The sequence below is a fragment of the Cryobacterium sp. TS_SC_7 genome, assembly GCF_056156285.1.
On record NZ_CM149589.1, the window covers coordinates 1,263,379 to 1,285,078 of the forward strand.

At 69.2% G+C, this 21,700-nt stretch carries 19 protein-coding genes; 9 read left to right on the forward strand and 10 right to left on the reverse strand.

Features of this window, described 5'->3' with window-relative positions:
* The first annotated feature begins 58 nt into the window (after window positions 1-58).
* Window positions 59-1,063 (forward strand): ketopantoate reductase family protein, encoded by a 1,005-nt coding sequence (locus AC0J5J_RS05915; protein WP_474899954.1) that lies wholly within the window; start codon window positions 59-61, stop codon window positions 1,061-1,063.
* Between the two features lie 151 nt (window positions 1,064-1,214).
* Here the strand turns inward: AC0J5J_RS05915 and AC0J5J_RS05920 are convergent, their stop codons facing one another.
* On the reverse strand, window positions 1,215-1,871 hold the full coding sequence (locus tag AC0J5J_RS05920; RefSeq protein ID WP_474899955.1) for a nucleoside/nucleotide kinase family protein: 657 nt from the start codon (window positions 1,869-1,871) through the stop codon (window positions 1,215-1,217).
* A 97-nt stretch (window positions 1,872-1,968) separates the two neighbouring features.
* Here AC0J5J_RS05920 and AC0J5J_RS05925 point away from each other — a divergent pair, with 97 nt between their 5' ends.
* On the forward strand, window positions 1,969-2,823 hold the full coding sequence (locus tag AC0J5J_RS05925) for an HhH-GPD family protein (protein WP_474900198.1): 855 nt from the start codon (window positions 1,969-1,971) through the stop codon (window positions 2,821-2,823).
* A gap of 115 nt (window positions 2,824-2,938) precedes the next feature.
* Here the strand turns inward: AC0J5J_RS05925 and rbfA are convergent, their stop codons facing one another.
* The 4 genes from rbfA to nusA all read right to left on the reverse strand — a co-directional run bounded on the left by rbfA (window position 2,939) and on the right by nusA (window position 7,804).
* Window positions 2,939-3,475: a 30S ribosome-binding factor RbfA gene (rbfA, locus tag AC0J5J_RS05930; RefSeq protein ID WP_134425026.1), complete on the reverse strand. Its 537-nt coding sequence runs from the start codon at window positions 3,473-3,475 to the stop codon at window positions 2,939-2,941.
* Between the two features lie 99 nt (window positions 3,476-3,574).
* On the reverse strand, window positions 3,575-6,448 hold the full coding sequence (gene infB / locus AC0J5J_RS05935) for a translation initiation factor IF-2 (protein WP_474899956.1): 2,874 nt from the start codon (window positions 6,446-6,448) through the stop codon (window positions 3,575-3,577).
* Window positions 6,449-6,524: 76 nt separating this feature from the next.
* Window positions 6,525-6,782 carry a YlxR family protein gene (locus tag AC0J5J_RS05940; protein ID WP_474899957.1) on the reverse strand — a complete coding sequence of 86 codons (258 nt, stop codon included), beginning with the start codon at window positions 6,780-6,782 and terminating at the stop codon, window positions 6,525-6,527.
* 8 nt (window positions 6,783-6,790) lie between these two features.
* Window positions 6,791-7,804 carry a transcription termination factor NusA gene (gene nusA, locus AC0J5J_RS05945; RefSeq protein ID WP_134424279.1) on the reverse strand — a complete coding sequence of 338 codons (1,014 nt, stop codon included), beginning with the start codon at window positions 7,802-7,804 and terminating at the stop codon, window positions 6,791-6,793.
* 118 nt (window positions 7,805-7,922) lie between these two features.
* On the opposite strand from nusA, the gene AC0J5J_RS05950 reads away from it, so the two are divergent.
* Window positions 7,923-8,744 (forward strand): DUF1206 domain-containing protein, encoded by an 822-nt coding sequence (locus tag AC0J5J_RS05950; protein ID WP_474899958.1) that lies wholly within the window; start codon window positions 7,923-7,925, stop codon window positions 8,742-8,744.
* 161 nt (window positions 8,745-8,905) lie between these two features.
* Here AC0J5J_RS05950 and AC0J5J_RS05955 read toward each other — a convergent pair whose 3' ends face one another.
* Both AC0J5J_RS05955 and ispG read right to left on the reverse strand, forming a co-directional pair.
* A complete protein-coding gene (locus AC0J5J_RS05955) occupies window positions 8,906-10,657 on the reverse strand; it encodes a proline--tRNA ligase (protein WP_474900199.1) in 1,752 nt (583 codons plus the stop codon).
* A 129-nt stretch (window positions 10,658-10,786) separates the two neighbouring features.
* The gene (gene ispG, locus AC0J5J_RS05960) at window positions 10,787-11,947 is read right to left on the reverse strand and encodes a flavodoxin-dependent (E)-4-hydroxy-3-methylbut-2-enyl-diphosphate synthase (protein ID WP_174722334.1); all 1,161 of its coding nucleotides are present in this window, start codon (window positions 11,945-11,947) and stop codon (window positions 10,787-10,789) included.
* A 124-nt stretch (window positions 11,948-12,071) separates the two neighbouring features.
* On the opposite strand from ispG, the gene AC0J5J_RS05965 reads away from it, so the two are divergent.
* Window positions 12,072-13,271, forward strand: coding sequence for an acetyl-CoA C-acetyltransferase (locus tag AC0J5J_RS05965; RefSeq protein ID WP_474899959.1), 1,200 nt, complete (start codon window positions 12,072-12,074; stop codon window positions 13,269-13,271).
* A 118-nt stretch (window positions 13,272-13,389) separates the two neighbouring features.
* Here the strand turns inward: AC0J5J_RS05965 and AC0J5J_RS05970 are convergent, their stop codons facing one another.
* Entirely contained in the window at window positions 13,390-14,769 is a 1,380-nt protein-coding gene (locus AC0J5J_RS05970; RefSeq protein ID WP_474899960.1) for a M50 family metallopeptidase, read from the reverse strand.
* A gap of 153 nt (window positions 14,770-14,922) precedes the next feature.
* Here AC0J5J_RS05970 and AC0J5J_RS05975 point away from each other — a divergent pair, with 153 nt between their 5' ends.
* From AC0J5J_RS05975 to AC0J5J_RS05985, 3 genes are read left to right on the forward strand one after another with little or no spacing between them, the layout of a single operon-like run.
* Window positions 14,923-16,284 carry a serine/threonine-protein kinase gene (locus AC0J5J_RS05975; RefSeq protein ID WP_474900200.1) on the forward strand — a complete coding sequence of 454 codons (1,362 nt, stop codon included), beginning with the start codon at window positions 14,923-14,925 and terminating at the stop codon, window positions 16,282-16,284.
* The gene (locus tag AC0J5J_RS05980) at window positions 16,281-16,724 is read left to right on the forward strand and encodes a hypothetical protein (protein ID WP_134424283.1); all 444 of its coding nucleotides are present in this window, start codon (window positions 16,281-16,283) and stop codon (window positions 16,722-16,724) included. Before AC0J5J_RS05975 ends, AC0J5J_RS05980 begins: the two co-directional genes overlap by 4 nt.
* Window positions 16,725-16,758: 34 nt before the next feature.
* Window positions 16,759-17,688: a Rossmann-fold NAD(P)-binding domain-containing protein gene (locus tag AC0J5J_RS05985; RefSeq protein ID WP_134424284.1), complete on the forward strand. Its 930-nt coding sequence runs from the start codon at window positions 16,759-16,761 to the stop codon at window positions 17,686-17,688.
* Between the two features lie 25 nt (window positions 17,689-17,713).
* On the opposite strand, the gene dxr is transcribed toward AC0J5J_RS05985, so the two are convergent.
* Window positions 17,714-18,796, reverse strand: a complete 1,083-nt coding sequence (gene dxr / locus AC0J5J_RS05990) for a 1-deoxy-D-xylulose-5-phosphate reductoisomerase (protein WP_474899961.1) — start codon at window positions 18,794-18,796, stop codon at window positions 17,714-17,716.
* A gap of 65 nt (window positions 18,797-18,861) precedes the next feature.
* Between dxr and AC0J5J_RS05995 the strand changes: the two genes are divergently transcribed.
* Together AC0J5J_RS05995 and AC0J5J_RS06000 are read left to right on the forward strand one after the other, a co-directional pair.
* Window positions 18,862-19,656: a lysophospholipid acyltransferase family protein gene (locus AC0J5J_RS05995; protein ID WP_134424286.1), complete on the forward strand. Its 795-nt coding sequence runs from the start codon at window positions 18,862-18,864 to the stop codon at window positions 19,654-19,656.
* 43 nt (window positions 19,657-19,699) lie between these two features.
* The gene (locus AC0J5J_RS06000) at window positions 19,700-21,037 is read left to right on the forward strand and encodes an aminotransferase class III-fold pyridoxal phosphate-dependent enzyme (protein WP_134424287.1); all 1,338 of its coding nucleotides are present in this window, start codon (window positions 19,700-19,702) and stop codon (window positions 21,035-21,037) included.
* Between the two features lie 169 nt (window positions 21,038-21,206).
* Here AC0J5J_RS06000 and AC0J5J_RS06005 read toward each other — a convergent pair whose 3' ends face one another.
* On the reverse strand, window positions 21,207-21,683 hold the full coding sequence (locus AC0J5J_RS06005) for an OsmC family protein (protein ID WP_474899962.1): 477 nt from the start codon (window positions 21,681-21,683) through the stop codon (window positions 21,207-21,209).
* Window positions 21,684-21,700 lie beyond the last annotated feature (17 nt).

The window sequence follows — 21,700 nt, forward strand, 5'->3', positions numbered from 1 at the left end:
CCGGGTGTGAGCTTTCCCGCCGCGCCTCGGCGCTTCGTGCGCGACCTAGGCTGGAGGGATGAAGATTGCGGTGATCGGCGCCGGCGCCCTCGGCGGCACCTTCGCGACCCTGCTCGCCCGGGCCGGCCACACCGTGACCGTGACGGCGCGTGGGCCGGCGCTGGCGGTCATCCGGGCCGAGGGGATTTCCCTGACCGGGGCCTTCGGAGCCGCGCGAGGGCATCCCGTCGCCCTCGAACGCCTGGCCGAGACCCCCCAGCTCACGCTTGTCTGCACCAAAGCGCAGGATGCCGCCGCGGCCATCGGCGACAACGCCCGCGTTCTCAACGGCTCCCCCGTGATCGTCGTCCAGAACGGCCTCGACGGGGTGCGCACCGCGAGTGCGCTGCTCCCCCGCTCGGACTGCTTCGGAGCCCTGTCGATCATCGCGGCGAACTACGCCGCCCCCGGCCAGGTGACGGTCACGACCGCCGCTCCCACCTACCTGGGCCGGGGAACCGGGGTCGCGGATGCCGCGACCCTCGCCTGGCGGGACGTGCTCGCGGGCGCCGTGCCGACGCTCGCCCTCGACAACTTCGTCGGCGCCCAGTGGACGAAACTGGTCGTCAACATGCTCAACGCCCTGCCCGCGATCACCGGGCTGAGCGTTCAGGAGGTCGTGGACCATGCCGGGCTCCGCCGCGTGATGACCGAGAGCATGCGCGAGACCGTGCGGGTCGGGATGCGGCGCGGGGTGCGCTTCGGCAATCTGCAGGGGCTCGGCGACGGACCGTTGCGCGCGTTCTCGCGGCTGCCGGCGGCGTTCGGCCAGGTTCTGCCGCTGCGGCTGCGCTCACGCATGGGCGACGTGCCCAATCTTGGTTCGACCCAGCAGAGCCTGAAGCGCGGGCAGCTCACCGAGGTGGACTTCCTCAACGGCGCCGTCGTGCGCGAAGCCGCCCTGGCCGAGGTGCGGGTGCCCGTGAACGAACTGCTGACCGCGCTTGTGCACGAGGTCGAGGCGCGCGGGGTGCCGCTGTCCACGTTCGACGTGCTCGAGCGTTTCGCGGCCCTCCGCCGCTGACCGCCGGGGCGCAGGTTGTGGAAGCGGGCGCACGGTAGAACGTGCGCCCGCTTCCACAACCTGCGCCGCGAGCAACTCGGCGGTCGAGCCTGCCGGTGGTCGAGCCTGCCGGTGGTCGCGCCTGCCGGTGGTCGAGCCTGTCGAGACCCGGTCAGCAGCTGTCGAGGAACACGCGGCGCGGGTCATCCGGATTGCTCACGTCGACGACCGCCGTGGCCCGGCTGCGCGGGCGCACCTCGCCGCGATACAGCCGGTCGGCCACCACGTGCTCGTTGACCGTGCCGGCCTCGTCGCCTTCGCCGGGGCCGAAGCGCACGGCATCCGCCTCGGTCTCCACCAGAACGCTGTACGACCACAGGTCGCGCAGCTCCTTACGATTCAGGTATTCGCCGTCGAGGATCAGCGTGGCGTCGGGCGGCCCGGTCAGCCAGGTGGGCTGGATCCAGGTGTCCCGGTCGGTGTCGAAGGCCCGCGTCACGAAACCGGCGCTCCCGCCCAGGCGGAACGGGTCCAGCAGCACGCGGCGCAGCAGCGAGAAATCGTAGAGGTAGCGCAGCAGGCGTTCGGGTGATTCCGGCCCGAAGCGCTCCTGCTCGGCGCGCGACCGCCGGAAATCGCGCAGCGAGGCCCGGAACACCGGATGCTCCCGCTCGTCGAACACGGCGGCCAGGTCGTCCGCGAAGGCTGCTCGCTCCGCGGCATCCGTGCCATCGATGGCGACGACCGTGCGACCAAGACCGTAGACGCCGAGGATTTCGGTCGAGAGCTCCCGCAGGAACTCAATCCGGGGAGTGGAGACAAGCTTCATTATTCGAGCCTAGGTTAGAACGGTGAATGCCACCGTCACGAAAACAGCCTGTGCAGAGACCCGCCCCGTCGCCGACTCGCCTGCCCTCAGCCTCGCCATCAACGCCTGGTTCGTGGGCAACGCGCGCGACCTGCCCTGGCGTCGGCACGACTTCGGCGCCTGGGGCGTGCTGGTGAGCGAGTTCATGCTGCAGCAGACCCCGGTCAACCGGGTCATCCCCCGTCTCGCGGAGTGGCTGGAGCGCTGGCCGACCCCCGGCGACCTCGCGGCAGTGCCTCCCGGCGAGGCGGTACGGGCCTGGGCGACACTGGGCTATCCGCGCCGCGCGCTCTGGCTCCATTCCGCCGCCGTGGAAATCACCCAGCGGCACGGCGGAGTGGTCCCGTCCGACATCGATGAGCTGCTGGCCCTCAGCGGGATCGGCGATTACACGGCCCGCGCCGTCGCCGCGTTCGCCTACGGTCTGCGGCATCCGGTCGTCGACACGAATACGCGACGCGTCATCGCGCGGGCCGTGGCCGGGCAAGCCGAACCGGCACCGCCCAGCCGCACCAGGGACCTGGACGCCATGGGGGCGCTGCTGCCTCTGCCACGGGGCGACGCCGCAATCTTCAACGCCGGAATGATGGAACTGGGCGCGGTGGTCTGCACCGCGAAGAACCCCCGCTGCGGCGACTGCCCGATCCAAAGCTCCTGCGCCTGGCGTCTCGCCGGTTACCCGGCCTATTCCGGCCCGCGCAAGGCCGTGCAGAAGAAGTTCGAGGGCAGCGACCGGCAGGTGCGCGGACTGATCATGGCCGAACTGCGGGCAACGCATCACCCGGTGACGGATGCCGAGATCACCGGCCTCTGGCCCGACCCTGCTCAGCGCGACCGGGCTTTGGCCGGACTGCTGGCCGACGGCCTCGCCGTGGCCACCGGTCCCGGCCGGTACACCCTGCCGCACGAGTGACCCGCGCGCACGGGCCGCGCCCGGCGCACGACGAAGGCCGGGCCGCCCCGCATCCCCTCACGGGTGATGCCGGACGGCCCGGCCTGCCGGCCACTGACCGGGGTGTGCTGCTGTGCTACTTCTGCGACTCCGCTTCGGCGGTGACTTCGGCGTGCTGGCCGGCCGCGGGGCCGTCCTCCGAGTCGTCGTCCTGGTCTTCGTCGTCGTCGTCGTCATCCTCGTCGTCGGCGTATTCGCGCGGCTTGACGTAGGGATCCTCGTCACCGGCGTACTTCGCCGTGCGGGCCTGTTCTTCGACCTGGGTGTCGCGCTCGCGCGCTTCACGGAGCAGGTCGTCGATCAGGGCCGCGTTCTCCGGGATGGCGTCCGCGATGAACTCGAGCGACGGCGTCAGGCGGGCGGTGATGTTCTTGCCTACCTCGCTGCGCAGCATGCCGGTGGCCGCCTTGAGCGCTGCCGCGCTGTCCGCGCGTTCCTCCGCGGAACCGTAGACCGTGTAGAACACCGATGCGTGCTGCAGGTCACCGGTCACCTTGACGTCGGTGATGGTCACAAAACCGAGCCTCGGATCGCGGAGGCCGCGTTCGATGCGCTTGGCCACGATGACCTTGATGCGGTCGGCCATTTTCCTGGCGCGTGCCGGATCTGCCATTGTCTTACTCCTATTGTCGAAAAACTTCCGAAGGTGCGGGCCCCGCCGCGTCCCTGTTCAGGAAACCCGGCGAAACCCGCACCCATCATCCGCTGGTCGTTAGACCCGCGGCTTTTCCTTCATTTCGATCGTCTCGATCTCGTCACCGATCTGGATGTCGTTGAACTTGCCCAGGCCGATACCACACTCGAAGTCCGTACGGACCTCGGTGACGTCGTCCTTGAAGCGGCGCAGCGACTCGATGCCCAGGTTGTCTCCCACGACGACGCCGTTGCGGATGACCCGCGCCTTGGCGTTCCTCGTGATGACACCCGACCGGACGATGACACCGGCGACGTTTCCGAACTTGGAGGAGCTGAACACCTCGCGAATCTCGGCGACACCACTCTGCACCTCTTCGAACTCGGGCTTGAGCATTCCCTTGAGGGAGTTCTCAATGTCCTCGAGCGCGTTGTAGATGACGGAGTAGAAGCGCACGTCGACGCCTTCACGGGCTGCGCGTTCGCGTGCCTTCGTGTCGGGGCGCACGTTGAAGCCGATGATGATGGCGTTGTCGACGGTGGCGAGGTTGACGTCGCTCTCCGTGACCGCACCGACACCGCGGTGGATGATGCGCAGCTGAACCGAATCGTCGACCTCGATCTTGAGCAGCGACTCCTCCAGGGCTTCAACAGCACCGGAAACGTCACCCTTGATGATGAGGTTGAGCGACTCGACCTTGCCCTCTTCGAGTGCACGGGTGAAGTCTTCGAGGCTGATGCGCTTGCGGGCCTTTGCCAGCAGGGCGTTCCGCTCGGCGGCTTCGCGCTTCTCGGCGATCTGACGTGCGGTGCGGTCTTCCTGGATGACCAGGAAGGTGTCGCCTGCACGAGGAACGCTGGAGAGGCCCTGAACCTGGACTGCACGGGACGGGGTCGCGGCGAGGACGGGCACGCCGTTCTCGTCTGCCATCGCACGAACACGGCCGTAGGCCGTTCCCGCCACGATGGAGTCCCCGACGTGCAGGGTTCCCGACTGGATGAGCACGGTCGCCACGGCGCCGCGACCCTTGTCGAGGCGAGCCTCGATGGCAACACCGCGAGCATCCTTGTCCGGGTTGGCCCGCATGTCGAGACCGGCGTCGGCGGTGAGCAGCACGGCGTTCAGGACTTCCTGGATGCCGGTGCCCTGCTTGGCCGATACGTCGACGAACATGACGTCTCCACCGTATTCTTCGGCGACGAGGCCGAACTCGGTGAGCTGCTGACGGACCTTCTGCGGGTTGGCGCCGGGCTTGTCGATCTTGTTCACTGCGACCACGATCGGCACGTTGGCGGCCTGAGCGTGGTTGAGCGCCTCAATCGTCTGCGGCATGATGCCGTCGTCCGCCGCAACCACGAGGATCGCGATGTCGGTGACCTGGGCACCACGAGCACGCATGGCGGTGAACGCCTCGTGGCCCGGTGTGTCGATGAAGGTGATGGCACGTTCGATGCCCTCGTGCTCGCTGATGACCTGGTAGGCACCGATGTGCTGCGTGATTCCGCCGGCTTCACCCGCGGCCACCTTGGCGTTGCGAATCGCGTCGAGGAGCGCGGTCTTACCGTGGTCGACGTGACCCATGACGGTGACAACGGGGGGACGGGCGACGAGTTCCTCGTCGGTCTCGTCTTCCAGCTCCTGGTCGATGTCGATGTCGAAGCCGAGCAGGAGTTCGCGGTCCTCATCGTCGGGCGAGACCATCTGGATCTTGTAGCCGAGCTCGGAGCCCAGCACGTCGAACGTCGCCTCGTCGAGGGACTCGGTCGCCGTGGCCATTTCACCGAGGTGGAACAGCACGGTGACCAGGTTTCCGGGGCTCGCGTCGATCTTGTCGGCGAAGTCCGTGATGGACGCACCGCGGCGCAGACGCACCACGGTTCCGCCGTCGCCGCGGGGTACGCTCACGCCACCCAGCGACGGAGCCTCGCGCAGCTCGAACTCTGCTCTCTTCGTACGCTTGGACTTGCGGGCCTTGTTCTTGCCGCCACCGCGACCGAACGCACCAGCGGTTCCGCCACCGGGGCCGCGACCGCGACCACCAGCGCCGCCACCACCGGCAGGGCGGGGCGGGCCGAAGCCGGGGGCTCCGGCCGGGGCGCCACCAGGACGCTGGAAGCCGGGACGGGCGCCGCCGGCGCCGCCGGGAGCGCCACCGGGACGCTGGAAGGCACCCGGACGCTGACCGAAACCGGTCGGGCGCGGGGCCTGGCCGGGTCCACCCGGGCGAGGTGCTCCGGGCCGCGGGGCCGCGGGGCGAGGAATGTTGCTGGGCGACGTCGTGGACGGCGGGCGCTGGCCCATGCCCTGCGCGCTGGCGAACGGGTTGTTGCCCGGACGCGGTGTGGGGGTCTTGCCCATGCCCTGGTTGCTGGCGAACGGGTTGTTGCCCGGACGAGCGGCCGGCGGCTTCGGCACGGATGCCCCGGGCTTGGCGGCGCTGGACGGGCCACCCTCGGTCTTGGCGACCGGGGCGTCCTTCGTGGGTGCGGTCTCGGCGACGGCGGCTGCAGTGGCAGCCTTTTCGGCTGCGGCGGCCTTCTCGGCGGCCTGAGCCTTCTCGGCGGCCTGAGCCTGACGCTCGGCGACGGTCAGCGGAGCCGACGGCATCGGCGGGGCGTCCGCGGCGGGAACAACCGCTGCGGGAGCCTCGACGACGGGACGGGCACCCGGCTTGACGGCGAGCTTGGCCGGGGACGGGCGTGCGCCGCCCGGCTTCGCGGGCGTGGCCGACGCTGTGGGGGTGGTGCCGGCCGGTGCGGCGGCAGCCGCGGGGGCCGCGGTGCTGGAGCCATCGGCTGCAAGGGCGGCACGCAGACGACGTGCCACCGGGGGTTCAACGCTACTGGACGGTCCCTTGACGAACTCGCCCATCTCTTTCAATTTAGCAAGGGCTACCTTGCTGTCGACGCCGAGCTCGCTAGCGATCTCGTGTACGCGTGGTTTCGCAGCCACAATTCTCCTGTTCCGGGTCTGCACCCGGAAAGGGGCAGACCGTTAGTAACGGACGGGTCTCATTTCGAGCCGCTCATTAGTTATCCATAAGCCTGTTCAGCCTGTTCTCTAGTTGATTCGCGTCCAAAGAACTGGTCACGCGAAGGGCACGCCCGAAAGCGTGTCGCCGCTGTGCGTCCTGGAAGCACGCGGTAGTGGGATGCAGCCACGCGCCTCGCCCGGGCAGAGTGGCGGTTTCATCCACCACGAGTTCCAATTCTCGGGCTACAACCCTCAGAAGAGAAGATCGCGGAGCGCGCGAACGGCATCCAATGCACGTTCTAACGGGATCCATCGTACCCCCTATTCCGTGTCCTCCAGAATGCTGTCCGGCTGGATGTCGATTTTCGCACCCGTGAGCTTCGCCGCGAGGCGGGCATTCTGGCCTTCCTTGCCGATCGCCAGCGAGAGCTGGTAGTCGGGAACGAGGGCCCGGACGGCCTTGATCGACTCGTCGATCACATAGGAGCTGGTCACCTTGGCCGGCGACAGTGCGCTGGCGACGAAGGTGGCGAGGTCGGCCGAGTAGTCGACGATGTCGATCTTCTCGTTGTTGAGCTCCACCGTGACGGCGCGCACACGCTGGCCGAGTTCGCCGATGCAGGCACCCTTGGCGTTGACGCCGGGTTCCGTGGCGCGAACGGCCATCTTGGTGCGATGGCCGGCCTCGCGGGCCAGGGACACGATCTCGACGACGCCGCTGGCGATCTCCGGGACCTCGAGAGCGAACAGACGACGCACCAGCGAGGGGTGCGTGCGCGACACGGTGATCTGCGGACCCTTGAGACCCTTGCCGACCGCGGTGACATAGACGCGGATGCGCTGCCCGTGCACATAGCTCTCGCTCGGCACCTGCTCTTCGGGGGGCAGGATCGCTTCGATCGTGCCCAGGTCGACGTGGATCATGCGAGGGTTGGGCCCCTGCTGGATGATCCCGGCGACGATCTCACCCTCGCGTCCCTTGAACTCCCCGAGCACGGCGTCATCGGCCAGGTCGCGCAGACGCTGGTTGATGACCTGCTTCGCCGCGAAGGCCGCGATGCGGCCGAAGTCGGTGGGGTTGTCGACGGCTTCGCCGACGACGTTGCCCTCTTCATCGTGTTCGGGCACAAAAATGTCGACGTGGCCGGTCTTGCGGTCGAGTACGACGCGCGCTTCCGGCTCTTCCTCGACGGCCTGCTTCTCGCTGGCTCCACCCTGCTGGGTGTGCTTCACGTAGGCCGTCAGAATTGCTTGCTCAATAATCTGCACGAGTTCCTCGAAGGGAATCTCTTTCTCGCGCTCCAACTGCCGCAACACGCTGAGGTCGATGTCCATGGCCGGCCTCCTCTATTCAGATCTTGCCGCCGCGAAACTGCGCAGCGGGCTCGTTCTAGGGTAGCCGAATCCTCGGTGCCTCGTCACCCGAACGAGGCGGCGGGGCTACGCTGGGCGGATGGCCGCCGATTCCGTCTCCGACAACGCCCAACAGGCTGCTCGCGCGGCCGAGGGCAGCCGCACCTTCCAATTGCTCGCGCGGGCCGGTTACGCCACGAATGGGCTACTGCACATCATGATCGGCGCCATCGCGATCGGCGTGGCGAGAGGGGCAGGCGCAGAGTCCGCCGACCAGTCCGGCGCGCTCGGCCAGCTGGCACGCACCCCCGGCGGGGTCTTTGCGCTCTGGGTCGCGGTCTTCGCGCTGGCTGCATTGGGTTCGTGGTACCTGGTGCAGGCCTTCCTTGAACCGGCACCCGACCCGAAACGCAAGTGGGCTCATCGCGCCGTCCTGATCGGCAAGGGCGCGGTCTTCCTGTTCATCGCCGGAACGGCGTTCACCTTCGCTCGCGGGGCGTCGTCGAGCTCGTCGGAGTCCGCCAGCGACTCGACCGCGATGCTGCTGTCGATTCCCGGCGGCGTTGTCCTGCTCGTCGTCGCCGGCCTGGCCGTGGTGGTGATCGGCGGCGTTTTCGTCTTCCGCGGGGCCAGCCACGGGTTCACCGACAGCATCACGGTTCCTCGCGGCCCGGCCGGCACGCTGGTCGTCGTTCTCGGCACCGTGGGTTACATCGCGGAGGGCATCGCCCTGGCCGCCCTGGGCATCCTCTTCACCGTGGCGGCGTTCACGCTCGACCCGGAGAAGGCGACGGGCATGGACGGCGCGCTGAAGTCGCTCGTGGCGCTGCCGTTCGGGATGGCGATCCTGGTGCTGGTCGGCGCCGGGCTCATCGCCTACGGGGTGTACTGCTTCGCCCGGGCTCGTCTCGCCCGCCTCTGACCCTCGCTCAGGCCGTTCTTCTGACCTGCGTCTTCCGACCTGCGCTCAGGCCGTCGCGGCGCAGGTTATGGAAGCAGGCGCATGGTAGACCGTGCGCCTGCTTCCGCAGGGTGCGCCGCGACGGTTCCGCGCGCGGCGGAGCGGCGCGGTCCAGGCGTCCGTCAGGCGAAGCTGGCGGCCAGGTCGGCGACGGCCACCTGGGTGCGCTCACCGGTGCGACGGTCCCAGAGTTCGACGATGCCGTCGGCCGCACCACGGCCGACGATGACGATCACAGGGATGCCGATCAGTTCCGCGTCGCCGAACTTCACGCCGGGCGACACCTTGCGGCGGTCGTCGTAGAGCACGTCGCGGCGGGTTCCCTCGAGCATGTCGACCACGGTCCCGGCGGTCTCGAAGACCACCTCGTCACGGCCGGTGGCGATCACGTGCACGTCGAAGGGTGCCACGGTCTCGGGCCAGATCAGGCCCTTGGGGTCGTTGTTCAGCTCGGCGATGGTGGCGAGGATGCGGGTCACGCCGATTCCGTAGGAGCCCATCGTGACCGTGACGAGCTTGCCGTTCTCGTCGAGAACCTTGAGCCCGAGCGCCTCGGCGTACTTGCGGCCGAGCTGGAAGACGTGGCCGATCTCCATGCCACGGGCCAGCTCCACCGGGCCGGAGCCGTCAGGTGCCGGGTCACCCGCGCGCACCTCGGCTGCCTCGATGGCGCCGTCGACCGCGAAGTCCCGGCCGGCGACGAGTCCGAAGACGTGGCGGCCGGCCTCGTTCGCGCCGGTGATCCACTCGGTGCCCTCGACGACGCGGGGGTCAACCAGAAAACGGATGCCCGTGGCCGACTTCTCGCCGAGTACCGCTCCGTTCACGGACCAGGGTCCGATGTAGCCCTTGACCAGCCCGGGGAACTTGACGAAGTCGGTTTCGTTCGCGGCCTCCACCTCGGCGGGGGCGACGGCGACCTCGACGCGCTTGAGGTCCACCTCGCGGTCGCCGGGGAGGCCGATGACGAGGAGCTCACGGGTTCCGTCGGGCTGGATCAGCGCGAGGACGACATTCTTGAGGGTGTCCGCGCCGGTCCAGGCGCGGCCGTCGGGGCGCGGGTGGTCGCTGTTGGCCCGGTCGACCAGAGTCTGGATGGTGGGGGTGTCCGGGGTGTCGAAGACCTCGGCGGCCGGGAAGCCGGCCCAGTCGATCGACGGCGGCACGACCGTGCGGAACGCCTCGATGTTGGCGGCGTAGCCGCCGGCCGAGCGCACGAAGGTGTCCTCACCGACCGGGGTCGGGTGCAGGAACTCCTCGCTCTTGGATCCGCCCATCGCGCCGGCGTCCGCCTGCACGATGACGTACTCGAGGCCGAGCCGGGTGAAGATGCGCTCGTAGGCGTCGCGCTGGGCCTGGTAGCTCAGGTCGAGGCCGGCATCCGTGTAGTCGAAGGAGTAGGCGTCCTTCATCGTGAATTCGCGGCCGCGCAGCAGCCCGCCGCGGGACCGGGCCTCGTCGCGATACTTGTCCTGGATCTGGAAGATCGACAGGGGCAGGTCCTTGTAGGAGCTGTACAGGTCTTTCACCAGGAGGGTGAAGACCTCTTCGTGGGTGGGCGCGAGGAGCATGTCGCTGCCCTTGCGGTCCTTGAGCCGGAAGAGGCCGTCGCCGTACTCGTCCCAGCGGCCCGTGATCTCGTAGGGCTCGCGCGGAAGCAGGGCCGGGAAGTGCACCTCGAAGGCGCCGGCCGCGGCCATCTCCTCGCGCACGATCGCCTCGATCTTGGCCTTGACGCGCAGGCCGATCGGGAGCCAGGCGAAGATTCCGGGGGCCTGGCGGCGGATGTAACCGGCGCGCACGAGCAGGCGGTGGCTGGTGACCTCGGCGTCCGAGGGGTCTTCGCGGAGGGTACGGAGGAAGTAGTTGGACATACGAATAGGCACGCACCTACTTTACGGCGCGCGAGCAGGGGTCGCGGCGCACCCGGCGGAACCGGGCGCACGTTCTACGGTGCGCCGACGTCCACAACCTGCGCCGCGAGCATTCGCGGTGAAGCTCGGCTAGTTGGCGCCGACCGTCACGACGGGGGCGCCGAGGGAGTCCTCGCCGGGCGGCATCTCGGCGGCCATACGGTTGGCCTCCTCGATCAGGGTCGCGACGATCTCGGACTCCGGCACGGTCTTGATGACCTCGCCGCGCACGAAGATCTGGCCCTTGCCGTTGCCCGACGCCACGCCGAGGTCGGCGTCGCGGGCCTCGCCGGGTCCGTTCACGACACAGCCCATCACGGCGACCCGGAGCGGCACGGTCATGCCCTCGAGGCCGTCGGTGACGTCGTTGGCCAGCTTGTACACGTCGACCTGGGCGCGGCCGCAGCTCGGGCAGGACACGATCTCGAGCTTGCGCTCGCGCAGGTTCAGCGACTGCAGAATCTGCAGGCCCACCTTGATCTCCTCGGCCGGGGGCGCGCTCAGCGACACCCGGATGGTGTCGCCGATGCCCTCGCCGAGCAGGATGCCGAACGCCGTGGCGCTCTTGATGGTGCCCTGGAACGACGGTCCGGCCTCGGTGACGCCGAGGTGCAGGGGCCAGTCGCCGCGTTCGGCGAGCAGGCGGTAGGCCTTGACCATGATCACCGGGTCGTTGTGCTTGACCGAGATCTTGAAGTCGTGGAAGTCGTGCTCCTCGAACAGGCTCGCCTCCCACACGGCGCTCTCGACGAGCGCCTCCGGGGTGGCCTTGCCGTACTTCTGCAGCAGGCTCGGCTCGAGCGAGCCGGCGTTGACGCCGATCCGGAGGGAGACGCCGGCGGCCTTGGCCGCGGCGGCGATCTTGCCGACCTGGTCGTCGAACTTGCGGATGTTGCCCGGGTTGACGCGCACGGCGGCGCAGCCGGCGTCGATCGCGGCGAACACGTAGCTCGGCTGGAAGTGGATGTCGGCGATGACCGGGATCTGGCTCTTCGCCGCGATGATCGGCAGCACCTCGGCGTCGTCGCGGCTGGGAACGGCAACGCGCACGATGTCGCAGCCGGATGCCGTGAGCTCGGCGATCTGCTGCAGGGTCGCGTTGATGTTCGTGGTCGGGGTCGTCGTCATCGACTGCACGCTCACACGCGCGTCACCGCCGACGAGCACCTTGCCGACCTTGATCTGACGCGTCTTGCGACGCGGAGCGAGTACTTCAGGTACTTTGGGCATTCCCAGGTTGATTGCAGCCACGGCGATAGCTTACGCGCCAGGCCCGGGCGGAATCTGAACGGATGCCGGGCGGCCCCACACGGGCCCAGTCCCCCGCCGAACTCACCCGCCCCAACCCCGATCGGCCCGACAAAGGAGCCAGACCATGAACACCACTGCCGTGCACGACAATGACGTCGTCATCCTTGCGGGCTCCCGCACCCCGCAGGGCCGGGTGAACGGCCAGCTCGCCGGCCTCACGGCCGTGCAGCTCGGAACCGCCGCCATCACCGGAGCTCTCGCCCGCGCCGGCGTGACGCCCGACCAGGTGGACTTCGTCCTGATGGGCCAGGTCCTGCAGGCCGGCTCGGGTCAGAACCCGGCCCGGCAGAGCGCCATCGGCGCCGGCATCCCGTGGAACACGCCGGCGATGACCCTGAACAAGGTGTGTCTGTCGGGGCTGGCCGCCGTGATCGACGCGGCCCGGCTCATCCGTCTCGGCGAAGCGGATGTCGTCGTCGCCGGCGGGCAGGAATCGATGTCGAACGCCCCGCACCTGCTGCCCGGCTCACGCGCGGGCTGGGCCTACGGCAGCGTCACCATGCTGGACCACGCCGCCCACGACGGGTTGACGGATGCCTTCGACGGCCTCTCGATGGGTCTCTCCACCGAGCATGTCAACGAGCGTCTCGGCCTGCAACGCGCCGACCAGGACGCCATCGCGGCCGCCTCGCACCAGCGTGCCGCCGCGGCCGCCGCGTCCGGCCTCTTCGACGACGAGATCACCCCGATCAGTGTTGCGCAGCGCCGGGGCGATCCCCTCGTGATCGCCACCGACGAGGGGGTGCGCGCCGACAGCACCACGGACACCCTGGGACGGCTGCGCCCTGCCTTCACCCCGGCCGGCACTGTCACGGCCGGTAACTCATCGCCGCTCAGCGACGGCGCCAGCGCGCTCGTGCTGTGCAGCCGCCGCTACGCGGCGGAGCACGGGCTGAGCTGGCTGGCTGTGGTGGAGGCCTCCGGCCAGGTCGCCGGACCGGACAACTCGCTGCACTCCCAGCCCGCGAACGCGATCCACCAGGCCCTGGCTCGCCAGGGCTGGACGGCCGCCGAGCTCGACCTGGTGGAGATCAACGAGGCCTTCGCCGCGGTGTCGCTCGAATCGACCCGGGAGCTCGGACTCACCGCCGAGAAGGTCAACATCCACGGCGGGGCGATCGCCCTCGGGCACCCGATCGGGGCCTCGGGCGGCCGCCTCGCGCTGCACGCGGCACTCGAGCTGGCTCGGCGCGGCACCGGCAAAGCCGCCGTCGCCCTCTGCGGCGGCGGCGGCCAGGGTGAGGCGCTGCTGCTCTCCCGCTAGGCACCTTCCCGACGCCGAGAGTCGCCGTTTCTGCCCAGTTGACCTGGCGGAACGGCGACTCTCGGCGCTTCCGGCGACACTCGACGACCCTCGCCGCAGGGCTGCCCGGCGCCGCGCGTCAGCCGAAGATGTTGATGGGTTTGACGATGTCGGCGTAGATGAGCAGCAGGCTCATCGCACCCAGGACGACCACGACAGCGAAGGTGAGCGGCATCAGTTTCGCCGTGTCGACGGGGCCGGGGTCGGGGCGTTTGAACAGTTTGGCGAACTGGCGGCGCAGCCCCTCCCAGAGCGCGCCGGCGACGTGGCCGCCGTCGAGCGGCATCAGCGGAATCAGGTTGAACACGAACAGGGCCACGTTCAGCGAGGCCAGCAGCCCCAGCATGCTCGCGATCTTGCTGTTCACCGGGATGGCGTCGATGCTCGCGATCTCACCGGCCACACGGCCGACGCCGACCACGCTGATCGGGCCGTTCGGGTCGCGCTCCCCGGGCCCGAAGGCCGCGTTGGCGATGTCGATCATGCGCTGCGGCAGGTTGGCGATCATGTGAACCACGGCACCGATGTTCTCGCCCACCGCGGGCAGCACGGCGGTCGCCGGCTGCGGCACGAGCTCGCCCGCCGGTCCGATTCCGACGAAGCCGACCTGCTGGGTCACCGGCTCGCCGGCGGCATCCTCTGCGATCTCGCCGTCGGCATCGCTCACGTAGCGTTCGGTGAGTTTCGGGGTGATGGTCAGGGTCTGCTCGGTGCCGTCACGTTCGACGACCACAGCGAGCGGCGTGCCCGGCGACTCGCGGATGATCGCGGTGGACTGGTCCCAGCTGTCGATGGGGGTGCCGTTCATGCTGACCAGGCGGTCGCCCGGCGCCAGGCCGGCCGCGGCGCCGGGTGCCTGCTCGTCGGTGGGTTCACAGGTCTGCCGGCTGCTGGTGGCCGGCAGCACGCACTCGGACACACTGCCGACGGTGGTGCTGGCCTGAGCTGTTCCGAAGCCCATCAACAGCACGGCGAAGAGCACGACCGCGATCAGCAGGTTCATGGTGGGCCCGCCGAGCATGATGATCACGCGCTTGACGACGGGCAGACGGTAGAACGCGCGGTGGTCCTCACCCTCGCCGATGGTGTCGGCGCTGGACTGCCGGGCGTCGTCGACCATGGTCGCCATGGCACCGGGCTTCTTCTCGGGCTCGCCCTCCTGCACCAGCTGGTTGAAAAAACCGGTGCTGGATGCCTGCACCTTGCCGCCCTTTTTGGCCGGCGGGAACATGCCGATCATGGCGATATAGCCGCCGAGCGGAATGGCCTTCACGCCGTATTCGGTCTCTCCCTTGCGCCGGGACCACAGGGTGGGGCCGAAGCCGATCATGTACTGGGTGACCTTGACGCCGAAGAGCTTGGCGGGCAGCAGGTGCCCGATCTCGTGCAGGCCGATGGACAGGGCAAGGCCGACCACGACGATCAGAACGCCCAGAATATACAGCAGCACGGTTTCCACAGTCGTAGAGTACCCACTCCAGCCTGCAAGGGCGCTGGCCGTTCCCTCTGCAAGGTGTGGTTTGCTTGACTCCACGGATCCACGAGGAGGTCCCTTCTGTCCAAGCAACCCACCGTCGGCCCCATCGGCATCAGCCTGGCCGACCGTTTTCGAATCGACGCTCTCCTCGGAACGGGCGGGATGGCATCCGTCTACCGGGCCACCGACCTGTTCCTGGGCCGCACGGTCGCGGTCAAGCTGTTCCGGCTGGACACGGCCGACGACGCCGGGCCGGAGCGCCAGAGCGGCGAGGTCACGGTGCTCGCGAGCCTCAACCACTTCGCGCTGGTGACCCTGTTCGATGCCGGGACCGCCGTGATCGACGGCGTCTCACGAACGTTCATCGTGATGGAACTCGTGGACGGCACGGATCTGCGCAGCAAGATCGCCGCCGGAGCGCTCAACCCGGAGGAGGTCGCCGTCATGGGCGCCGACCTCGCCGAGGCGCTGCACTACGTGCATGCGCAGGGCATCATCCACCGTGATATCAAGCCGGCGAACGTTCTGCTGGCCCCGTCGGGCTTCCCCGGGCGCGCCATGCACGCCAAGCTGGCCGACTTCGGCATCGCCCGCCTCTTCGATGCGACCCGCCTCACCGCGACCGGATCGCTGCTCGGCACGGCCGGCTACCTGAGCCCCGAGCAGGCCCTCGGCAGCACGATCGGCCCGCCCAGCGACGTCTATTCGCTCGGGCTCGTGCTGCTCGAGTGCCTCACCGGCGAGCGCGCTTTCACCGGCACGGCGATCGAGTCGGCGATGGCCAGGCTGCAGCGTCAACCGCACATCCCGGTTGAACTCGGCCAGGCGTGGGCCGAGGTTCTTCTCGGCATGACGGCCCGCGAGCCCGCAGAACGGCTCCGTGCCGGGGACGCGGCCGTGCAGCTGCGGCGCCTGGCCACCGGGGACAGCACCGCCGATGTGACCGCGATCACCGTGGCGATGGCAGCCGCCGGGGCCACGGAGGCCACCGAGATCCTGGACCCCACCGCCGTCCTCGGGGCCACAAAGATCCTGGATCCCACCGCCGTCCTCGGTGCCACCGAGCGGCTGGAACCCACAGAGGTGCTTGGCGCCACAGAGATCCTGGAACCCACCGCCGTGCTCGGTGCGGCGACCGAGGCTCCCGAGCCCACCGCCGTGCTGGCTGCCACGAAGGTCTTCACCGCGCCCCGCCCCGGCGCGGATGCCGCCACCGAGTTTCTGACCCCGGCCGGAACCCCCGCGGCCGCGCGGTCGGCCGGCAGCGCACCCGAACGCTCTCCGGGCAGCGCGCCCACCACCACCGACGCGACTCCCCCGTGGCGCCGCCCCCGCGTGCTGGTCGCCCTCGGGGTCCTGGTCGCGCTCATCATCCTCGCGGTCGTGGTCTTCTCCCCCCGGGCTGCCGAACCGGCCCCGCCGGCCGCCACCTACCCGGCCGTCGACGGATCTCTCGGCACCAATCTGAAGCAGCTCCAGGAAAGCGTGACGCCATGACGCCCCGTACCCGCCTGGCGATCGCGCTGGCCGCCGTCGTCGTCGTCGCATCCGCCCTGACCGGATGCTCGAGCCCGCCCCCCGATCTGCAGCAGACGACCGCGACCCAGCTGCAGGCGGGAGTGCAAACCCTCACCACGGCCGCAGCGGCCGGCGACCTGGAGGCCGCTCAAGCCTCGCTCGACGCGGTGCAGGCCGACCTGCTGACCGCCGCCGCGGCCGACCAGGTCAGCGCGGCGCGGGCGGCCCAGATCCAGTCCGCCCTCAACCTGGTCTCCGCCGATCTGGCCGCCGCGATCGAGGCGAGCAAGCCGGCGCCGACGGTGGCCCCTGCCCCGGCCCCGAGCGACGAACCGGCATCCGTTGACAAGGACAACAACAAGGACAACGGTAAGTGCAAGAAGAAGGACGACGACTGCGACGACGACGGCGACGACTAGGGCCGACAGTGTCGACCTGATGCCGGGAGGACCCATGCCCCACCAGCTCGTTGTCGGCTCCGGCATGATCGGGCGCCCGCTGGCCGAGCGCCTTGCCGGCCGGGGTGATCAGGTCACGGTAGGGACCCGTTCCGGCGCTGGAGTACCCGGGGCAGAGTCGGTCGTGCTGAATGCGGGCGACGGCCCGGCCTTCACGCGGGCGGCGACCGGAATGTCGACGATCTTCCTGTGCACCAACCCGCGATACACCGACTGGACCACGCAGTGGCCTCCGGTCATCGACGCGGCGATCGCGGCGGCATCCTCGACCGGCGCCCGCCTGGTCGTGATGGGAAACCTCTACCCGTACGGGTCACCGACCGGGCCGATGACCGAGCACTCACCGGAGACGACCACCGAGACCAAGGGCCTCGTGCGGAAGGAAATCTGGCACCGAGTGCGGGATGCCCACGCCCGCCACGAGATCACGGGCGTCGAGGTGCGGGCGAGTGACTACTTCGGGCCCGGCGTCGCCGGAACGGCCCACCTCGGCGACCGGTTCTTCACCGCCATCCTGCAATCGGAGACGGCGCGGGTCGTGGGCCGGCCAGGGCGGGTGCACAGCTGGAGTTACCTGCCGGACATCGTCACCACCCTCGTGGCCGCGGCCGACCACCCGGGCGAGTGGGGCCGCCTCTGGCATGTGCCGAGCACGGCGGTCACCCGCTGGGACATCGCCGCCCAGCTGAACCGGCACTACGGCAGCCATGGCACGGTCGCCGGCTACCCCCAGTGGCTGCTCACATCACTCGGTCTGCTAAACCCGATGATGCACGAGATCTGGGCCTCGAGCTACCAGTTCCTGGTGCCGTACATCATCGACTCCATCGAGACCGAACGCCTTCTCGGCGTCGCCAAGACCCCGTGGGCGGATGCCCTCTTCACCACCGCCGACAGCTACCGCGCCTCGACAGACACAGCCTGAACGCCGGTCCCTGAGCTGCGCGCTCTCAGCGGGCGAGCATTTTGTCGGCCGTCGCGCGGGCCCACTCCTCGGCTCCGGACAGCGATTCGCGGGTGAGCGGGCCGTCCTGCTCATGCGTGTCCACGACGCGCTGGATCGTGTCGACGATGTCCAGGAACCCGATGGTGCCGGCGTGGAAGGCCGCAACGGCCTGCTCGTTCGCGGCGTTGAACACCGCGGGATAGGTGCCGCCCGCGCGCCCCACCTGCTTGGCCAGATCGACGGCCGGGAACGCGGTCGTGTCCAGGGGTTCGAAGGTCCAGTTCTGTGGGGTGGTCCAGTCGATCGGGGTGCCGACCGCAGCGACGCGGTTCGGCCAGTCCAGCCCGAGGGAGATCGGCAGGCGCATGTCGGGCGGGGAGGCCTGCGCGATGGTCGATCCGTCGATGTACTCGACCATGGAGTGCACGACCGATTGGGGGTGCACGACCACGTCGATCCGCTCGTATTCCACGTCGAACAGCAGATGCGCCTCGATCACCTCGAGGCCCTTGTTCACGAGCGTCGCCGAATTCGTGGTGACCACGAGTCCCATGGTCCAGGTGGGGTGCGCGAGGGCCTCCGCCGGGGTGACCTCCGCCAGCTGGCCCCGCCGGCGACCACGGAACGGGCCCCCGGATGCCGTCAGCACCAGTCGCCGCACCTCGCCGGCCGTCCCCGACCGCAACGCCTGCGCGATGGCGGAGTGCTCGGAGTCGACGGGCACGATCTGCCCCGGTGCCGCCAGTGACTTCACCAGGTCCCCGCCCACGATCAGCGATTCCTTGTTGGCCAGCGCGAGGGTGCGCCCGGCCCGCAGCGCGGCCAGGGTCGGGCCGAGGCCCACGGAGCCCGTGATGCCGTTGAGCACGACGTCGGCATCGACATCCCGCACCAGCTGTTCGGCCTCGTCCGCGCCGAGTGCCGTGTGTTCCACGTCGAATTCGTCGGCCTGCGCCTCGAGCATCTCCCGGTTGCTGCCGGCCGACAGTCCGACCACCTCGAACCGGGTGGGATTGGCCTTGATCACGTCGAGGGCCTGGGTTCCGATGGAGCCGGTCGACCCGAGAATTACTACTCGTCTGCGCATCCTGCAACTGTAGGTGGCGCCGCCGCCTTTCGTGCCGGGGCGGGCCGTGGCGGTAGGGTCCAAGGATGACCGGTGCCAAAGAAGAACCCCAGGACGAATCTCCCGTCGACCCATCCGCGGGGCAATCGGAGCCCACCAAACGGCCCGGATTCGTCTACTTCCTGGGCTACGGCATCATGGCCCCGATCGCACGCCTGGTCTTCCGGCCCACCATCACCGGGCGGGAGAACATCCCCCGTACCGGCCCCGTGATCCTGGCCAGCAACCACCTGTCCTTCATCGACAGCATCGTGATTCCGCTCGTCGCACCCCGGCGCGTGCAGTTCCTGGCCAAGTCCACCTACTTCACCGGCACCGGTTTCACGGGCTTCGTTTCGCGCACCTTCTTCACCTCGATCGGTGCGGTCGGGGTCGAACGTGGCGCGGGACAGGCCGCACAGGACGCGCTCGACGCGGGCCGCAGCATCCTCGAGGCGGACAGTGCGTTCGCGATCTACCCGGAGGGAACGCGTTCCCTCGACGGGCGGCTGTACAAGGGCCGCACGGGCGTGGCGTGGCTCGCCCTCACCACCGGCGCCGTCGTGGTGCCGGTCGGACTGATCGGCACGCAGGAGATCCAGCCGGTCGGTGCGAAGTACCCCCGCATCCGCAAGGTCACGGTCGCCTTTGGCGAACCCCTCGACCTCGGCCACCACGGTTCCGCGGAGTCGGGCAAGGCCAGGCGCGGCGCGACCGACGAGATCATGGCCGCGATCCATGGCCTGTCCCGGCAGGAACTGGCCGGGAAATACAACGAATCACCGCCGGCCGGCACGCTGCAGAAGATCGCCGACAAGGTCTTCCCCCGCGAACGCGTCTAGCCGGGAAACACCCCGGAAATGGACGCGACCTAAGCTGGGGGGTATGTCTGACACGTATTCGGTACCCCAGGAGCGCAAGCTCGTCACGGCCCTTCCCGGCCCCAAGTCCGTCGAATTGCAGGAACGGCGTCTGCGCGCGGTTTCGCGCGGCGCCGGCACGCTGGCGAACATCTACATGGATCACGGAGCCGGGGCGATCCTCGTCGATGTGGACGGCAACCAGATCATCGACCTCGGTTGCGGCATCGGCGTGACCACCATCGGCCATGCGAACGACGAGGTGGCCGCGGCCGCCGCCGCGCAGGCCGCCAAGCTCACCCACACCCTGTTCACGGTCACCCCGTACGAGAACTACGTGGCCGTCGCAGAGAAGCTCGCCGAGATCACCCCGGGCGACTTCGAGAAGCGCTCCATCCTGGTGAACACCGGTGCGGAAGCGGTGGAGAACGCCGTGAAGATCGCCCGCAAGTTCACCGGCCGCCGCGCCATCGTGGCGCTCGATCACGCCTTCCACGGTCGCACCAACCTGACCATGGCGATGACGTACCGCCCCTGGCCGGAGCGCGCCGGAATGGGACCGTTCCCCGGTGAGATCTACAGCGTGCCCACCAGCTACCCCTACCGCGACGGACTGACCGGCGAAGAGGCCGCCGAGAAGACCATCGACTACATCAACACCCACATCGGTGCCACCGAAATCGCCGCGTTCTTCATCGAACCGGTGCAGGGCGACGGCGGAATCGTCATCCCCGCCCCCGGTTTCTTCAAGCGCCTCCGCGAATTCTGCACCGAGAACGGCATCGTCTTCGTCTCCGACGAGATCCAGGCCGGCATCGCCCGCACCGGCACCTGGTACGGCATCGAGCACCACGACGTGGTGCCGGACCTCGTCACCACGGCCAAGGGCATCGCCGGCGGGTTCCCGCTCGCCGCCGTCACCGGCCGTGCCGACATCATGGATTCCGTGCAGCCCGGCGGAATCGGCGGAACCTTCGGCGGTAACCCGGTCTCCACCGCGGCCGCCCTCGCCGTCTTCGACCTGATCGAGCGTGACGACCTGCTCGGCGAGGCCCGCCGCGTCGAGAAGGCCCTCTGGGCGCGCATCGGCGACTGGCCGAAGCGGTTCTCGGTCGTCGGCGACGTGCGCGGCAAGGGCGCCATGTTCGGAGTGGAGCTCGTTCACCCGGGCACGACCACGCCGTACCCCGAGGCCCTCACCGCGATCATCAAGCACGCGACCACGAACGGCGTGATCGTGCTGGATGCCGGCAGTTGGGACTCCGTGCTGCGCATCATGCCCTCGGTCGTCATCTCCGAGGCCCTGATCGACGACGCCGCCTCCGTGATCGAGGAAACACTGGCCGCCCTCTCCGGCCTGTAGCCCGCAGCTCCGCCGGCGGCCGGTGGTTGAGCCTGTCGAAACCCGGTGGTTGAGCCTGTCGAAACCCGGTGGTTGAGCCTGTCGAAACCCGGTCCGCTCCGGAGCGGGTCTCGACAAGCTCGACCACCGGGGGTGCGACGACGGGTGGGGGGCGCGACTTTCAGGGCTGTCAGGTGGTGGCGGCGACCGTCTGCGGCTCGTGCGCGACCGGGAAGTTCACGGATGCGGCGATGAAGCAGAGCCGGGCGGCCTCCGCGTGCAGAGACTGCGCGAGTTCGACCTGAGCCGGGTCGGCCACCGTGACGCGCGGGCGCAGGGTCGCCTCGGTGAAGTGGCCGCCGCCATCCGTCGTCTGCACCATGGACCCGGTCGCGTCGTCGGTGTACGCGACGACCCGCACACCGTGCTTCACGGCGACGTGCAGGTAGCTCATCAGGTGGCATTCGCTGAGCGCGGCCAGCAGCAGTTCTTCCGGGTTCCACCGGTCGGCGTCCCCGTGGAAGGTCGGATCGGCCGACGCGCTGATCGGCTCCTTGCCGGGCGCGGTGATCAGGTGGTCCCGGCCGTACTCCCGGTAACCGCTGGTGCCGGTGCCGCGGTTTCCCGTCCAGACGACGTTCACGGCGTAGTGGTGGGAACCGATCACGGCGTCTCCTTCGATGT

Coding starts and splice junctions, on each gene's coding strand:
- AC0J5J_RS05955 (WP_474900199.1), bottom strand. CDS start 10,657: ATGTCCAACTACTTCCTCCGTACCCTCCGCGAAGACCCCTCGGACGCC.
- AC0J5J_RS05965 (WP_474899959.1), top strand. CDS start 12,072: ATGAACACCACTGCCGTGCACGACAATGACGTCGTCATCCTTGCGGGC.
- AC0J5J_RS05915 (WP_474899954.1), top strand. CDS start 59: ATGAAGATTGCGGTGATCGGCGCCGGCGCCCTCGGCGGCACCTTCGCG.
- AC0J5J_RS06000 (WP_134424287.1), top strand. CDS start 19,700: ATGTCTGACACGTATTCGGTACCCCAGGAGCGCAAGCTCGTCACGGCC.
- AC0J5J_RS05940 (WP_474899957.1), bottom strand. CDS start 6,782: ATGGATCCCGTTAGAACGTGCATTGGATGCCGTTCGCGCGCTCCGCGA.
- AC0J5J_RS05985 (WP_134424284.1), top strand. CDS start 16,759: ATGCCCCACCAGCTCGTTGTCGGCTCCGGCATGATCGGGCGCCCGCTG.
- AC0J5J_RS05995 (WP_134424286.1), top strand. CDS start 18,862: ATGACCGGTGCCAAAGAAGAACCCCAGGACGAATCTCCCGTCGACCCA.
- AC0J5J_RS05950 (WP_474899958.1), top strand. CDS start 7,923: ATGGCCGCCGATTCCGTCTCCGACAACGCCCAACAGGCTGCTCGCGCG.
- rbfA (WP_134425026.1), bottom strand. CDS start 3,475: ATGGCAGATCCGGCACGCGCCAGGAAAATGGCCGACCGCATCAAGGTC.
- AC0J5J_RS05980 (WP_134424283.1), top strand. CDS start 16,281: ATGACGCCCCGTACCCGCCTGGCGATCGCGCTGGCCGCCGTCGTCGTC.
- dxr (WP_474899961.1), bottom strand. CDS start 18,796: ATGCGCAGACGAGTAGTAATTCTCGGGTCGACCGGCTCCATCGGAACC.
- nusA (WP_134424279.1), bottom strand. CDS start 7,804: ATGGACATCGACCTCAGCGTGTTGCGGCAGTTGGAGCGCGAGAAAGAG.
- AC0J5J_RS05920 (WP_474899955.1), bottom strand. CDS start 1,871: ATGAAGCTTGTCTCCACTCCCCGGATTGAGTTCCTGCGGGAGCTCTCG.